Below are 14,258 nucleotides of genomic sequence, written 5' to 3'. Positions count from 1 at the left end.
TTATGGTTTGTGTTGCTTTTCCGCCATCGCGTTGGCGATATCCCAACACAAACGGGCAGCTAAGCGTGCAGTTTGACTATCGACGTCATAATTAGGGTTGTATTCGGCGATATCAGCCAGCATGAGCTTATTTTTGTAATGAAGAATTCGATCTAAAAAGGGTGCAATAGTGTCGTAACTCACTCCCCGAGCCGCAGGGGCGCTGACCCCGGGTGCGGTTGCCGCAGGAAATACATCCAGATCAATGGTCAAATAGAGGTAATCACAGTCGTCAATAAAATGTTGAAGCTGAGTTAAGTGATAACTGTGGTTTAGGTAACAAAGCTGATTGTCTTCTACATACCAAACATTTAACGCATCTGCTTTTTCAAACAGCGCTTTAGTGTTGCTACTGCGGCTTACGCCAATGCAAGCGTAATGAAAGTCCCAATCATTGCGTTGGCAAAAATGATGAATTTGGTTGAAGGGAGTGCCAGAGCTTGGTTTGATGTCGGCGATGCTGCTCTCGAATGCGCGTAAATCGAAATGCGCATCGAAATTTATGATACCGATTTTAGGCTTCTTCTCTGGATAGTGCGCTTTAAAATACTCCGCTAAGCCGGAAAACGAGGCCCACGCAATCTCATGCCCCCCACCTAACACGATGACAGGCGTATGAGGTAGTGCGCTTGAAATGGTTGCCGCACATAGAGATTGGCTCTCTTCCAGTAAGTCGTCTTCGCACACCACGGTGCCTAAGTCATATAGTGGGACGTCTTGGTGCCATGCTAAATTAGCGAGTGCTCGTCGGATTAAATCTGGCGCTTTTTTCGCACCAATGCGTCCTTTGTTTCTGGCTACGCCAGCGTCGGTAGCAAAACCCAGCAATGAGACGCCATGCGCAACTGCCCCTAACTCATCTGCTTTCTGGCGTTGAACCACGTGATGAATTCGCTGACCAAGTTTGCCGTCCTCGGCATCATGACGGCCTTGCCAATGAAATAGGGGGGAGTGTAGGTCGAATTGAGACATATTATTGGCCTCCGTGTGAAATGTATTCACCATTTACTATACGACCTACTAGACGTTTTGTTCCGACTTGATAGCTTAAATCTGCAGGACTTTCGATATCCCAGATAGAGAAGTCCGCATCAAACCCTACTTTGATGGTGCCACGTGAGTTTTGATAACCCAGAGCTTTGGCTGCATGTTGCGTTACACCACGCAGAGCTTCTTGCGGCGTAAGGCGAAATAGTGTGCACGCCATATTCAGCATGAGTGTGAGATCAGAAAACGGTGATGTACCTGGGTTGACATCCGTAGCAATTGCCATCGGCACGTTATGCTCTCTCAACAACTCAATCGGTGGTAACTGAGTTTCTCTTAGAAAATAAAAAGCGCCAGGCAGTAGAGTGGCGACAGTGTTTGAGCGAGCAAGTGCTTTAACACCTTGCTCATCTAAAAACTCGATGTGATCCGCTGACAGACCGTTGTATTGCGCAGTGAGGGCTGTACCACCGAGATTCGAAAGTTGCTCTGTATGCCCTTTAACCTTTAAGCCGTGGCGTTTTGCAGCTACAAACACTTTTTCTGTTTGTTCAAGATTGAAACCAATCGATTCACAAAAAACATCGACACTCGTGGCTAATTCTTCCTTTGCGACAACAGGGATTATGTCCTGACAAATGTGCTCAATATAGTCATCTGCACGGCCTTGGAACTCAGGCGGAATGGCGTGAGCGGCAAGAAGTGTAGTGGTGATTTTAACTTTGCGCTCTTGTTCAAGCATTTTGGCTGCACGGAGCATTTTTACTTCGTCATTCAGTGTCAATCCGTAGCCTGATTTCACTTCGACAGAAGTGACGCCGCTCGCGAGTAGCCCGTCTAAACGTGGCAACGCTAACTCAACTAATTGCGCTTCGGTTGCTGAACGCGTCGCATGCACCGTTGAAAGTATCCCACCGCCTTGTTTGGAAATTTCTTGATATGGCACGCCGTTTAAGCGCATTTCAAATTCGTTGGCACGATTGCCCGCATAAATAAGATGAGTGTGGCAGTCGATCAAACCTGGCAGAACTAACTTGCCTTGAAGGTCGATACTCTGAGCGTAATGCTGGGCAGACAGCAGAGACTCAGTTTGCGGTTCGTCTTCACCAATTACACAGGTGCTGATCGCAACGATTTTTCCAGATTGAATGCCAATACGAGCAGGAGACGTTGGCAGATAACCGCGCTCTCCCGGTTGCATGGTGACCAGACGTGCGTTTTCAATCAGCAAATCCATGTTTGTGTCCCTGTGTTTATTTGTATCATTAAATGTATATACAAATAAATAGAGCAAAATAAGAACACTGACAAGATTGATGTTGCTAAAATGTGATCAAAACGTAGATCTATAGGACCAATCTTGTCATTAAATGAGCACTTTTGAGCTCAGCTTATATTTGTTACCAGGGTGATAAAGTAGGGCGGTACTGACTAACTTATCTTGGCTCCACGTTCTGCGATTCAAGAGAAGGCAAGGCTCATTGGCTTGCATTTTTAAGTCTTGCTTAATACGGCCGTCAGGCACAATTGCCTCTACGGTATGTTCAATAGCGCTGAGTGGGCAATTATCTGACAGGTATTGATTCGGAGTGATTTGTGTGAAGTCTTGATTTAAATAACTCGGGGCATATTGGCTGTTCACCCAGCGGAGTTCCAATTGAATAGGCGTTTGGTCTTCATAGTGAATGATTTCACTGTAAAACACCGTTGTGCCAAGCATGACGCCGAGTTTTGTCGCGATGCTGTCATCTGCTTTTATGGCAACTTGTTTGAGCACTTTACTGCTATATTGTCGCCCTCGGTCGCTGACTTCTTCGGCAATATTTCGAATGTCTAACAGAGGAGATTCTGACTTTTCACCAGGATCACACACAAACGTACCTAAGCGTGGGCGACGTTGTAATCGGCCCTCATTAACTAAGTCCCGAATTGCTTTGTTCACTGTCATTCTACTAACACCAAATTGCTCGGTAAGCTCAATCTCAGTAGCGATGCGATGACCGACTATCCACTCTCCAGCATCAATTTTATCGAGGATAAATTGTTTGATTTGAATGTAGAGTGGTGCAGACATAATGGTTCCCTTTTATTTGACTATACAAATACTGCTTAATTTAGGTACAAATTGCAAACATTTCTCGACGAATGCCCCACTTAGTGACAGAACAATCCTATTGTGAGGCTGAATGACTCTTGCTGCTGAGTATTATTTGGATTGATGATGGAATTCGAACATTTTCTTGTGGTCTATTGCTTGCAGAGTATAAAACAATTGTGTAAACAAACGATTATGAGAAGAAAAGTCGCTAAAAAGGAAAAACATGTTTAAAAAATTGAAAGCATCACTGGGGATCGGTTCTGCAAAAGTAGATACGATTTTAGACGAAATGAGCGTTTTTCAAGGAGAGACGCTGAAAGGGCATGTTCATATCAAAGGCGGAGACGTCGAACAACAAATTGATGCTATTACGATTAAATTGAACACAGAGATGAAAGTTGAAGTGGATGATAGCGTAAGTTACCAAACGTTCACTATTGATCAGCTGAAGGCGGTAGACCCCTTTGTGATTCAACCTAATGAAGAGAAGCAGGTTCCGTTTGAGCTAAAACTGCATGATGAAACTCCAATTACTGCGGTTAGCGCACTTAAAAATCAATGCCATGTTTGGGTTGAAACGACGTTAGATATTGATTTTGCGATTGACCCGCGTGACCGTGACTATATTGAAGTGAAACCACTACCAGTAGCATCTCGCGTTATTCAAGCGATCGAGCAAGCTGGTTTCACTATGGTTAAAGCCGATGTTGAAAAAGGCTTTTTGCGCGGTGGCTCGTTTGCTTCTCGCTCTGGAATTTATCAAGAGCTAGAGTTCCGCAATAATGGTTTTATCTCATCAAAAGAAATTGAGCTTTCTTTTATTCTGGAAGGGCAGGTCATGCATTGTTTGGCGGAGATTGACCGTTCGCTCAGCTTGGCTGGTGACCAATATCGCTCGTTTACATTGCCGATCAATGCAACTGATGCTCAAGTCGCTGCCGCGGTCGCACCAACGCTAAATCTATAGTTCTCATCAACTTGATGAGAATATGTACCGATATCCTATTGTGAAAGCGATATCGGTACTGTTATCCATGTTTCGTGCGTTCTCTACGGCTAAAAACTCAAGCGCGGAGTTTTCCATTAGATATCGATAGCCTAATACCAGTTCATTAGAGGCATCAGCAAACTCTGCGGGTCCTTCTGTTGAGCCTTGATACCAATGGTATTCAAACATCAGGTGGTGGTTATCTTCCAACGCATAACGGTACCCAGCTGCAAAGGCAATCGTATTATGCCGATAGGGTAGATCCAGCAAGGCGCGATCATCTGAGCGAAAAGTCATGCCAACCATCGAATAAAATGCGTGGGCGTCACTTAAATAACTGTAATTTAGTTGGAAACCTTGCTCGAAATTACTGCCTTGAAAAGTGCCATGAGCAACATCATTAAAATACAAGCTGCCACCAATCGATAGGCCGTGATGTTCACTCTGAAACACTTGATATTGCAAATAAGTAGATAAGTTGTTGGCAAGCGTTTGTCCTTCGAAATCATCTTCTAGCACATCATATTGCGGCATTGAAATGTAAAAACGATCTCTGTCTACTTTGTCTCGGCCATTCTGTCCGATACCGAAAAGGTTATGGAAGCTTTTAGTCAGTCCATCTAAATGGTTATCAGCGGCAAAAACCCACCGATAATTGAGTTCCCATTGCCAACGGCTATTGATTTGCCACTTGCTGCCAATTTCGATTTGGTTGTGGTAATAATCCAGTGCGTATTCATCAGTATGAGCCCAAACACTAGCCACGGTTCCTGAGCCATAGGTTTCGACAAAGTCAGAGGGAAGGCTATGTCCTGAGCGCAGTATATTGGTATGGCTAACCACTTGCATCGGAGATTGTGCGTAAGAACGTAGCGGCCCATACAGGTCATCTGATGCCATGGCTGGTACACAGCATATCGAAATGCTTAGAAGCCCCATAAAGCGCGATTTGAAATAGATCATGATGAACACCTACATGCAAACTACTCAATAAAACAACTATATACCTAAATTGCACTTTGAGGTGGAACTAGGTGTGCTGGGTCCTGTGTTGGTTAATATGTATCAGGAACTATTATACCAGTTGTGTATTCAAGTTCTATTGGGAGGGGGTAACTCCGTTTACAAATGATGTGAGCCCTTAAGAATAATTATCAGATTGTCGTGACGGGGCCTGAGGTTAAGTTCTTATGATAAAACAAAATCGCGCTTTGCAATCTAAATGTGAGCTAGGTACAATCCCATTTTCGATAACGGTCCGGTATTCGTGTTACCGAGAGGCCTTTATTGACTCTCAACTATTTTCAACAAATAGCTTCTAATTTGAATAACATGTGTTGCTTGGTGTGCAACACCACTGTAAAGGACATAGCATGCCTATTATTACTCTTCCTGACGGCAGTCAGCGTCAATTTGACAACCCAGTTTCTACTATGGAAGTTGCGCAATCGATCGGTCCTGGTCTTGCAAAAGCAACGATCGCTGGTCGTGTAAACGGTAACCGCGTTGATGCGTGTGACCTAATTGAAGAAGACGCAAGCCTTGAAATCATCACAGTAAAAGATGAAGTAGACGGTTTAGAAATCGTTCGTCACTCTTGTGCTCACCTTCTTGGTCACGCTCTTAAGCAGCTTTACCCACAAGCTAAAATGGCGATTGGTCCAACCATCGACAACGGCTTCTACTACGATATCGACCTAGATGAGTCTCTAACGCAAGAAGATCTTGAAAAGATTGAAAAGCGTATGAAAGAGCTAGCGAAAACCAAGTACGAAGTTGTTAAGAAAAAAGTAAGCTGGCAGGAAGCGCGTGATACGTTTGAATCACGTGGCGAACCATACAAAGTGGAAATCCTAGACGAAAACGTATCTCGTGATGATCGTCCAGGTCTTTACCACCATGAAGAATACATCGACATGTGTCGTGGTCCTCACGTTCCTAACATGAGCTTCTGTCAACACTTCACTCTATTGAATGTGGCAGGTGCTTACTGGCGTGGTAACAGCGACAATAAAATGCTTCAACGTATCTACGGTACGGCTTTCCACGATAAGAAAGCACTGAAAGCGCATCTAACTCGCCTAGAAGAAGCAGCGAAGCGTGACCACCGTAAGATTGGTAAGCAACTAGACCTATTCCACATGCAGCAAGAAGCACCGGGTATGGTGTTCTGGCATCACAATGGTTGGTCTATTTTCCGTGATCTGGAAGTATTCATCCGCGCTAAGCTAGATGAGTACGGTTACCAAGAAGTAAAAGGTCCGCTAATGATGGACCGTGTTCTTTGGGAACGCTCAGGTCACTGGGATAAATACGCTGATGCAATGTTCACAACTTCTTCTGAGAACCGTGAATACGCAATTAAGCCAATGAACTGTCCAGGTCACGTACAGATCTTCAACCAAGGTCTAAAATCGTACCGCGACCTACCGCTACGTATGGCAGAGTTCGGCTCATGTCACCGTAACGAACCATCTGGTGCACTGCACGGCATTATGCGTGTACGTGGCTTTACTCAGGATGATGCTCACATTTTTTGTACTGAGAGCCAAATCCAAGAAGAAGTAACAAACTGCATCAAGATGGTGTACGATACGTACCAAACATTTGGTTTCGATAACATCGTAGTGAAACTGTCTACTCGTCCAGAGAAACGTGTAGGTTCAGATGAAATCTGGGATCAATCTGAAGAAGCATTGAAGCAGTCTCTTGAATCGATGGATATCCCATACGAAATTCAAGAAGGTGAGGGTGCGTTCTACGGTCCTAAGATTGAATTCACACTATACGATTGTCTAGACCGCGCTTGGCAGTGTGGTACTGTCCAGCTAGACTTCAACCTACCAGGTCGCCTAGGCGCTACTTATGTAGGTGAAAATAACGAACGTCTTGTACCGGTAATGATTCACCGTGCGATTCTAGGTTCACTAGAGCGCTTCATCGGTATCCTTATCGAAGAATATGCTGGTTTCTTCCCAACTTGGTTGGCGCCAGAACAAGCAGTTCTTATGAACATTACTGATAAACAGTCAGGTTATGTTCAAGAAATAGTACAAAAACTACAAAAAAGTGGAATTAGAGCTAAAGCGGACTTGAGAAATGAGAAGATTGGCTTTAAAATCCGCGAACATACTTTGAAGCGTGTACCGTATATGCTTGTTGTTGGTGACCAAGAAATGGAAGCTGGCGAAATTGCAGTACGTACTCGTAAAGGTAAAGATCTTGGTAAATTTAAAGTGGATGATTTTATTGCATACATCCAAGACGAGATCTCTAGCCGTAAGCTCAATCTGGAGGAATAAGCTATTAAAGGCGGAAGACGTGGCCAACAGCCGGTAAAACAAAACCCGCACCGTATCAACGGTGAAATTCGTGGTATTCGTGAAGTTCGACTAACAGGCGCTGACGGTGAATCAGTTGGTGTTGTATCGATTCAAGAAGCCATTGCAGCTGCTGAAGAAGCTGGTATGGATCTCGTTGAGATCAGTCCTAACGCCGAGCCACCTGTTTGTCGTGTGATGGACTATGGTAAGTTCCTCTTCGAGAAGAGCAAAACTGCTAAAGAGCAGAAGAAGAAGCAAAAGCAGGTCCAGATCAAGGAAGTAAAATTCCGTCCTGGAACTGATATTGGAGACTATCAGGTAAAACTACGCAACCTGACGCGTTTCCTTGAAGAAGGCAACAAAGTGAAGGTAACAATTCGCTTCCGTGGCCGAGAGATGGCACACCAAGACATCGGTGTTGACGTTCTAAATCGTCTTAAGGAAGATACTGCAGAACTTGCTGTAGTTGAATCTTTCCCTAAGAAGATTGAAGGTCGCCAGATGATCATGGTGCTAGCCCCTAAAAAGAAGTAATTAACGGCTCATCAAGTAATTAAAACCTAGCCGCTTTCCTTTCGATAAAGGCATAACGGCTGGGTTTTGTTCGCCCTAATTACGTTGTTTATTAAACCTACTCAATGCGGAGTTATTCATCATGCCTAAGATGAAAACCAACAAAGGTGCTGCTAAGCGTTTTAAGAAAACTGCTGGTGGTATTAAGTACAAGCACGCTACAAAACGTCACATCCTGACTAAGCGTACTACTAAGAACAAGCGTCAACTACGTCCAAATGCAATTCTTCCACGTTGTGAAGTTGCTGCAGTTGTTCGTATGATGCCATACGCTTAATTCTTTTTAGTTATCAATCGTTTAGTTTAGGAGAAGCATAATGCCTCGCGTAAAACGTGGTGTACAAGCTCGTGCACGTCATAAGAAAGTTCTAAAACAAGCTAAAGGTTACTACGGTGCGCGTTCACGTGTTTACCGCGTAGCTTTCCAAGCAGTTACTAAAGCTGGTCAATACGCTTACCGTGACCGTCGCGCTAAGAAGCGTCAATTCCGTCAACTATGGATTGCACGTATCAATGCGGCATCTCGTCAAAATGGTCTATCTTACAGCCGTTTCATCAACGGTCTTAAGAAAGCATCTATCGAGATCGACCGTAAGATCCTTGCGGACATCGCAGTATTCGACAAAGCTGCATTTGCAGTTCTAGTTGAAAAAGCGAAAGCTGCTCTTTAATTAGCAGTTTAGGATTAAGAGAAGGAGAGCATTAGCTCTCCTTTTTTATTGCTAAAATATATACCCAAATATTTTTCAGTTTTGCCATTCAGAATCTTGTCTATCAGTCTTCCCGATTTGATTAGTGATCGCTGCTCTGTTGGTAATAAAATGGCTTGGGTATATATTTTACGTTTATAAGGGACTAAAAATGATCTACACAACGACAGAAAGCATTCCGGGCAAGCAGATCTCTGAAATAAGAGGGGTTGTAACTGGTAATGTTGTTCAATCAAAACACATCGGTCGTGACCTCATGGCGGGTATCAAAAGCATTGTTGGCGGCGAAATTCGCGGTTACACGGAAATGATGACCGACGCGCGTGATATAGCTATACAGCGCATGGTAGCAGACGCTGAATCTAAAGGTGCAGATGCGATTGTAGGGATTCGATTTACCACGAGCTCAATCGTAGATGGTTCTTCGGAAATTTTGGCATTTGGTACTGCAGTGAAACTTGCGGACTAATATACGAGGAAAAGCGTTGCTAGGAATGGTGAATTTTTATTCATTTGTCGTTTTTTCTTTTTAGGTTAATTATTCTAGATTTTCGCAGAGCGAATAGGCTTATATTCTTAACTTTACGTTACCATTAAAATTAATCCCAATAATTTAGAGTAATTGCTTCACTTTTGTTTTGTGTATCATTTTATATTCATCATGAAATTGAATTCATATTGAATTTTCCATTTATCGTGTGAATTTTGATTTCGATATATTAATTCATATTTTTCTTATAAAAATATGAACTTATACCTTGCCAAGCGGTTCTAAATTGTTACAAATACTATACAGCTGTAACATTGCCAAAAGGAATTGTAGATGAGAGATCTGACTCCCGAATACTTGCTAGCCGCATTACGCCAAGCGATTAAAACAAAAGGGCTAACATATCGAGAGCTATCTGAGAAAATGGGCATGCCGCTGTCCACTTTTAAGAGACACTTAACAAGCACAAATCTCGCTTTGGATAAACTGCTTGAATATTGTAGAGCTGTTGATTGCACGTTAGATGAGCTACAAAAGCTTGCGAATCAATTACAAGGTGAAGACGAGGATTACTTTAGCCGTACGCAAGATGAAGTCTTTTTTCAATTTCCCCATCTTTACGATTTTTATCGTGAATTGAGAATGCTGCGAGGCAAAGATGGATATTCCATTTTAAAGAAAAAGTATGATTTGTCTGAGCAGAGCATGTCTGATTACCTAAAAGCTTTGGAGTTATTGGATCTTGTTTACGTTGATGAAGATAAAAATATAACGTTGCACGGGCCGTTATATTACAGCTATGCAGAAAACTCCAAGCTCAATGATAAATATACGGAAATCATAAAAGAACAGACAACAACCCACGATAAATGCGTTCGTGTGGCTTTGGCACGCATGAAAATTACCGAAGAGCAGCTTTTGCAATTGGAAGATCAAGTCGCAAAAACGGTTATCGATTTTCATTCCAAAAATGTTGTGGCAGAGAACTTCAACGTCTCTGATTTTACTAATATTGTTCTACTTGCAGGGCCACATCAACCAGTCACATTCTCTGATGGAATTATCGAGACAGAAAGGCGATTTATTGACGATATTCGTTATGCCATTGCATCTGCAGGTGATAAACCAAGCCTCTCGATTTAGAAATTCAGTCTTTTACTTAAAGAGAATCGCTTTCTCACCATGTTATTGAGTTTTTCAGCTCTAATATTGAAAGGAAGCAGTAAAAGAAAAGCCCAAGACAGAACACACTTTGTAAATAGAGCATCTATCAGTTGCTGTTTTGAATCCAAACTTTAAGTGTTTTGGGCTTTTTTGAATCACATCATTTCAATATCACTCGTTGTCCAATTTTTAAGGTGCTGATTTTTGGGGTTATGTCCTCGCACTCCACTCTAGATTTTCCTTACAATCAAATCATTCTCGCTGAACCAAGCATCTTGATGTTACTTGGTTATATATAATTAAATCTTATTTTTCGGTTAGCTATAAATTCACACTTGCAATGTTTGTTTTTTGATCTATTATGACGAAGTGTCATTTATGACGGTTCGTCAAATTTAGTGGCGTTCCTGTATTCAAGAATCGTGTTACAATTATCGGGAGTGTGTTGGTATACGGATCAAAGGATTATGTTTAACTTTCGCTGTAAAAAAGATAGCAAGCAAGACGGATGTCGTACGTCTTCAGGGCTAACTAAAAAACAACAGGCGATTGCTGATCGTGAAATAGAGCTTATTCAATTGGCTAAGTCTCTGGTTCAAGAGCAAGGCTTTGCCAACTTAACGATGGACAAGCTCACAGCGGCAAGCCCTTACTCGAAGGGAACGATCTACAATCATTTTTGCAGCAAAGAAGATGTGATTCTTGCACTTTGTATTCACTCGCTGAGAAGCGAGGCAATATTTTTCGAACGTACCGCTAAGTTCAATGGCAATACCAGAGAAAAAATCATTGCTATGCATGTAGGTTATCGTATTTACGCTCGTATGGAGCCTGTACTATCAACCTGTGCGATTGTCGCAAAGACGCCTTGGGTCCTAGAGAAAGCTTCGCCTAAGCGTGTGAATGAATTGAACAACTTAGAAGAACAAGTAATAGATGGTGCTGATGCGTTGGTGAATAATGCGGTGGAATGTGGAGACCTTAAGTTCTCTCCCGCAATTGGTTCTGATGCCATCGTATTTGCTAACTGGTCTATTGCCTTCGGTTCAAACGCTCTAGCGCAAAATGCATCGAACAGTCGATGTATTCAGCGAATTCAAGATCCATTCTCAGTACTGCATAACGCGAATATGTTACTTGATGGTTTAGGGTGGTCACCTTTATCGACAGAGTGGGATTACCGTAAAACGTGGCGTCGAGTGGAACAGGAATTGTTCAGCGAAGAGCTGGCTTATTTAGAGTCTGTGAATCGCTAATCGTTATAGAGGCCATCTAATATTTTAGTTGGCTTTTTTATTACACCATTGGTGACGAATCGTCAAAAAATTAGAGGTTGGTACTCAAGTTACCGATCTCGAGAAGTATAGGAAGTTACTCAAAAACTAACTTATATAACCAAATAAATTCGATCTGACTTTTATATGTTGAAGTTATCTGGTTATCACAGCATTCGCTGTTTTTTTAGTTTTTAAATTTGACGAAACGTCACAAAAGGAGAGTGTGATGCCACATCACAACGTTCAACAACAAGCCCGAATCGGCTGGGTCAAGCTACCAACGAATTACAGTGTGTTGGTTGTACTTGCTACCGTTTTATTGATTGTTATAGCAACTATTGGAGGAAAAAATCTTTATTTTAGGGGGGATTACGACATCTTTTTTGATGGAACAAATGAGCAGTTACTTGCGTTTGATGAAATTCAGACTACCTTTGCAAAATCTGACAGTCTTGCTTTGGTCATAGCGCCAAAAAGTGGCACTGTTTTTACTCCTAACACCTTATCTCTTATTCAGCAGATCACTGACGAGGCGTGGCAAGTCCCATACTCCACCCGTGTTGATTCCCTTGCCAACTACCAGCATACCGAAGCGTTTGAAGATGATCTTCTTGTCGAAGATTTACTGTATAGCGAATATGAATTGACGCCTCAGCGAATCGAGAAAGTCAAAAGTATTGCGTTGAGTGAGCCGGTTTTGAAAAGTTCACTGATTTCCGAAAAAGGGGATGTCACGGTTGTGAATATTACGGTCCAACTCCCTGAGGTCGATAAAACCGCTGAAGTACAAGAAGTGGTTGCCTACATAAACGGAATGATTGAGCGTTATCAGCAAGTGTACCCGGATACTGAGTTCCACAAGGCCGGAATTATTGCAATGAACTACGCGTTTATGACCGCAGCTCAAGATGACAGCGCGACGCTAGTGCCGACCATGCTACTAGTGATATTGGTTTTCCTGACTCTCATGTTGCGCTCATTGCTTAGCGTCATCGCGACACTCATCGTTATTATCGGCTCAGTTATGGTGACAATGGGCTTATCAGGATGGGCTGGTATGTTCTTAAGCACGGCGACAGTTAATGTGCCTACCTTGGTGATGACGCTTGCCGTCGCCGACTGTGTACACATCATAGCGACGATGCGTCAGTCAATGCAAAACGGCTTTAGTAAAGCCCATTCTATTGAACGAAGTATTGCGCTCAATTTCATGCCCATCCTGATTACCTCCATTACCACCGCGATCGGCTTTTTAATGATGAATATGTCGGATTCTCCAATCCTGAGAGATTTCGGCAACCTATCAGCCCTTGGCGTCATGATTGCTTGTTTCCTTTCCATCACATTACTTCCGGCGTTACTTCATATCCTTCCTGTTAGGGTGAAGTCAGACACTGCTGATGAAAGAAAGCACTTTATGGATCACTTAGGGGATTTCGTGGTGTCAAAGCGACATGCGTTATTGCCGTTGTCGGTGCTTGTTATTGTCGCGAGTGCGAGTTTGATTCCACTGAACAAAGTCAACGATGAATCCGTCGAATATTTTGGTCATAGCAATGAATTTCGTCGAGCGGCTGATTTTATGGAAGAGCGAATCAGTGGCATGGCGAACATCAGTATAGCGATAAAAACTAACGAATCGCAGGGCATTGCGGATCCTAATTTTCTCAATACCGTGGGTAAATTTACTGACTGGCTAAGGTTGCAGCCAGAAACGGACCATGTTGCGACCTTGAGCGATGTTTATAAGCGCCTAAACAAGAACATGCATGGAGATGATCAGACTTATTACTCGCTTCCTCAAGACAGAGAATTAGCGGCTCAATATCTGCTGCTTTATGAAATGTCACTACCGTATGGTTTAGATTTGAACAACCAAATCAATGTTGATAAGTCGTCAATCAAGATGGTTCTCACCGTGGAGAACTTGGGCAGCGTCGAGCTTGTTGATTTGGAAAATCGTATTTACCAATGGTTTAACGAAAACGCGCCTCAGTATGATGTTGTTGCTTCTAGTCCATCACTGATGTTTGCGCATATTGGCGAAACGAATATGGCTAGCATGCTGTCAACCTTGCCTATCACTTTGGTCTTAATTTCGGCATTACTGATCTTTGCCTTACGCTCGTTCAAGCTCGGTTTAATCAGCCTGGTCCCGAATATCGCCCCTGCGCTTATTGGTTTTGGTATTTGGGCGTTGGTTTCTGGTGAAATTAATTTGGGGTTGTCTGTTGTTGTGACGTTGACGCTTGGCGTTGTGGTTGATGATGCCGTTCATTTTCTCTCTAAATACCAACACGCTCGTAAAGATGGCCATAGCGCGGAACAAGCGGTTCGTTACGCTTTTCGCACCGTGGGGCGCGCGCTTTGGATTACGACTGTCGTGCTTGTTGCTGGTTTCTCCGTTCTGGCGATGTCGAGCTTCCGCTTAAATGCCGATATGGGACAGTTGAGTGCCATTGTTATCTTCATTGCTCTTGTTGTGGATTTCATCTTTCTACCGACTCTACTGATGTTGTTTGACAAAGGCGTCTACGACGAGGTGGGCCGCCGAAACAAGCTTAAATCAACTGACTCTCAAACCACGGCTGTTACTCAGTCATAACGAA

13 protein-coding genes are annotated in these 14,258 nt (G+C 43.0%); 9 read left to right on the top strand and 4 right to left on the bottom strand.

What is annotated here, in order from left to right; genetic code table 11:
• The 3 genes from hutG to hutC all read right to left on the bottom strand — a co-directional run bounded on the left by hutG (nucleotide 1) and on the right by hutC (nucleotide 3,100).
• On the bottom strand, nucleotides 1-1,011 hold the full coding sequence (hutG, locus tag D8S93_RS05270) for a formimidoylglutamase (protein WP_085343159.1): 1,011 nt from the start codon (nucleotides 1,009-1,011) through the stop codon (nucleotides 1-3).
• Nucleotide 1,012: 1 nt separating this feature from the next.
• A complete protein-coding gene (hutI, locus tag D8S93_RS05265) occupies nucleotides 1,013-2,263 on the bottom strand; it encodes an imidazolonepropionase (RefSeq protein ID WP_152812316.1) in 1,251 nt (416 codons plus the stop codon).
• Nucleotides 2,264-2,392: 129 nt separating this feature from the next.
• Nucleotides 2,393-3,100 (bottom strand): histidine utilization repressor, encoded by a 708-nt coding sequence (gene hutC / locus D8S93_RS05260; RefSeq protein ID WP_006743323.1) that lies wholly within the window; start codon nucleotides 3,098-3,100, stop codon nucleotides 2,393-2,395.
• 247 nt (nucleotides 3,101-3,347) lie between these two features.
• Between hutC and D8S93_RS05255 the strand changes: the two genes are divergently transcribed.
• Nucleotides 3,348-4,091: a sporulation protein gene (locus D8S93_RS05255; RefSeq protein WP_152812314.1), complete on the top strand. Its 744-nt coding sequence runs from the start codon at nucleotides 3,348-3,350 to the stop codon at nucleotides 4,089-4,091.
• Between the two features lie 6 nt (nucleotides 4,092-4,097).
• Here D8S93_RS05255 and D8S93_RS05250 read toward each other — a convergent pair whose 3' ends face one another.
• Nucleotides 4,098-5,075: a DUF3187 family protein gene (locus D8S93_RS05250; RefSeq protein WP_193621579.1), complete on the bottom strand. Its 978-nt coding sequence runs from the start codon at nucleotides 5,073-5,075 to the stop codon at nucleotides 4,098-4,100.
• Between the two features lie 410 nt (nucleotides 5,076-5,485).
• Between D8S93_RS05250 and thrS the strand changes: the two genes are divergently transcribed.
• From thrS to D8S93_RS05210, 8 genes are all read left to right on the top strand, one after another.
• Nucleotides 5,486-7,414, top strand: a complete 1,929-nt coding sequence (gene thrS, locus D8S93_RS05245; RefSeq protein WP_005395892.1) for a threonine--tRNA ligase — start codon at nucleotides 5,486-5,488, stop codon at nucleotides 7,412-7,414.
• Between the two features lie 3 nt (nucleotides 7,415-7,417).
• A complete protein-coding gene (gene infC, locus D8S93_RS05240; RefSeq protein WP_074191168.1) occupies nucleotides 7,418-7,969 on the top strand; it encodes a translation initiation factor IF-3 in 552 nt (183 codons plus the stop codon).
• Nucleotides 7,970-8,090: 121 nt separating this feature from the next.
• Nucleotides 8,091-8,285 carry a 50S ribosomal protein L35 gene (gene rpmI, locus D8S93_RS05235; protein WP_010448653.1) on the top strand — a complete coding sequence of 65 codons (195 nt, stop codon included), beginning with the start codon at nucleotides 8,091-8,093 and terminating at the stop codon, nucleotides 8,283-8,285.
• A 40-nt stretch (nucleotides 8,286-8,325) separates the two neighbouring features.
• Nucleotides 8,326-8,679, top strand: a complete 354-nt coding sequence (rplT, locus tag D8S93_RS05230; RefSeq protein WP_004727974.1) for a 50S ribosomal protein L20 — start codon at nucleotides 8,326-8,328, stop codon at nucleotides 8,677-8,679.
• A 190-nt stretch (nucleotides 8,680-8,869) separates the two neighbouring features.
• Nucleotides 8,870-9,187, top strand: a complete 318-nt coding sequence (locus D8S93_RS05225; RefSeq protein WP_005377919.1) for a heavy metal-binding domain-containing protein — start codon at nucleotides 8,870-8,872, stop codon at nucleotides 9,185-9,187.
• A 354-nt stretch (nucleotides 9,188-9,541) separates the two neighbouring features.
• Nucleotides 9,542-10,351, top strand: coding sequence for a helix-turn-helix domain-containing protein (locus D8S93_RS05220; RefSeq protein ID WP_152812312.1), 810 nt, complete (start codon nucleotides 9,542-9,544; stop codon nucleotides 10,349-10,351).
• A gap of 488 nt (nucleotides 10,352-10,839) precedes the next feature.
• Entirely contained in the window at nucleotides 10,840-11,628 is a 789-nt protein-coding gene (locus D8S93_RS05215) for a TetR/AcrR family transcriptional regulator (protein ID WP_005395898.1), read from the top strand.
• 247 nt (nucleotides 11,629-11,875) lie between these two features.
• Nucleotides 11,876-14,254 (top strand): efflux RND transporter permease subunit, encoded by a 2,379-nt coding sequence (locus tag D8S93_RS05210; protein WP_152812309.1) that lies wholly within the window; start codon nucleotides 11,876-11,878, stop codon nucleotides 14,252-14,254.
• The last annotated feature ends 4 nt before the right edge of the window (nucleotides 14,255-14,258 follow it).

The organism is Vibrio sp. VGrn 2 (assembly GCF_009361695.1).
Classification (GTDB): Bacteria; Pseudomonadota; Gammaproteobacteria; order Enterobacterales; family Vibrionaceae; genus Vibrio; species Vibrio diabolicus.
This window is presented reverse-complemented; position numbering and strand designations above follow the sequence as displayed.

Coding starts and splice junctions, on each gene's coding strand:
- hutG (WP_085343159.1), bottom strand. CDS start 1,011: ATGTCTCAATTCGACCTACACTCCCCCCTATTTCATTGGCAAGGCCGT.
- hutI (WP_152812316.1), bottom strand. CDS start 2,263: ATGGATTTGCTGATTGAAAACGCACGTCTGGTCACCATGCAACCGGGA.
- hutC (WP_006743323.1), bottom strand. CDS start 3,100: ATGTCTGCACCACTCTACATTCAAATCAAACAATTTATCCTCGATAAA.
- D8S93_RS05255 (WP_152812314.1), top strand. CDS start 3,348: ATGTTTAAAAAATTGAAAGCATCACTGGGGATCGGTTCTGCAAAAGTA.
- D8S93_RS05250 (WP_193621579.1), bottom strand. CDS start 5,075: ATGATCTATTTCAAATCGCGCTTTATGGGGCTTCTAAGCATTTCGATA.
- thrS (WP_005395892.1), top strand. CDS start 5,486: ATGCCTATTATTACTCTTCCTGACGGCAGTCAGCGTCAATTTGACAAC.
- rpmI (WP_010448653.1), top strand. CDS start 8,091: ATGCCTAAGATGAAAACCAACAAAGGTGCTGCTAAGCGTTTTAAGAAA.
- rplT (WP_004727974.1), top strand. CDS start 8,326: ATGCCTCGCGTAAAACGTGGTGTACAAGCTCGTGCACGTCATAAGAAA.
- D8S93_RS05225 (WP_005377919.1), top strand. CDS start 8,870: ATGATCTACACAACGACAGAAAGCATTCCGGGCAAGCAGATCTCTGAA.
- D8S93_RS05220 (WP_152812312.1), top strand. CDS start 9,542: ATGAGAGATCTGACTCCCGAATACTTGCTAGCCGCATTACGCCAAGCG.
- D8S93_RS05215 (WP_005395898.1), top strand. CDS start 10,840: ATGTTTAACTTTCGCTGTAAAAAAGATAGCAAGCAAGACGGATGTCGT.
- D8S93_RS05210 (WP_152812309.1), top strand. CDS start 11,876: ATGCCACATCACAACGTTCAACAACAAGCCCGAATCGGCTGGGTCAAG.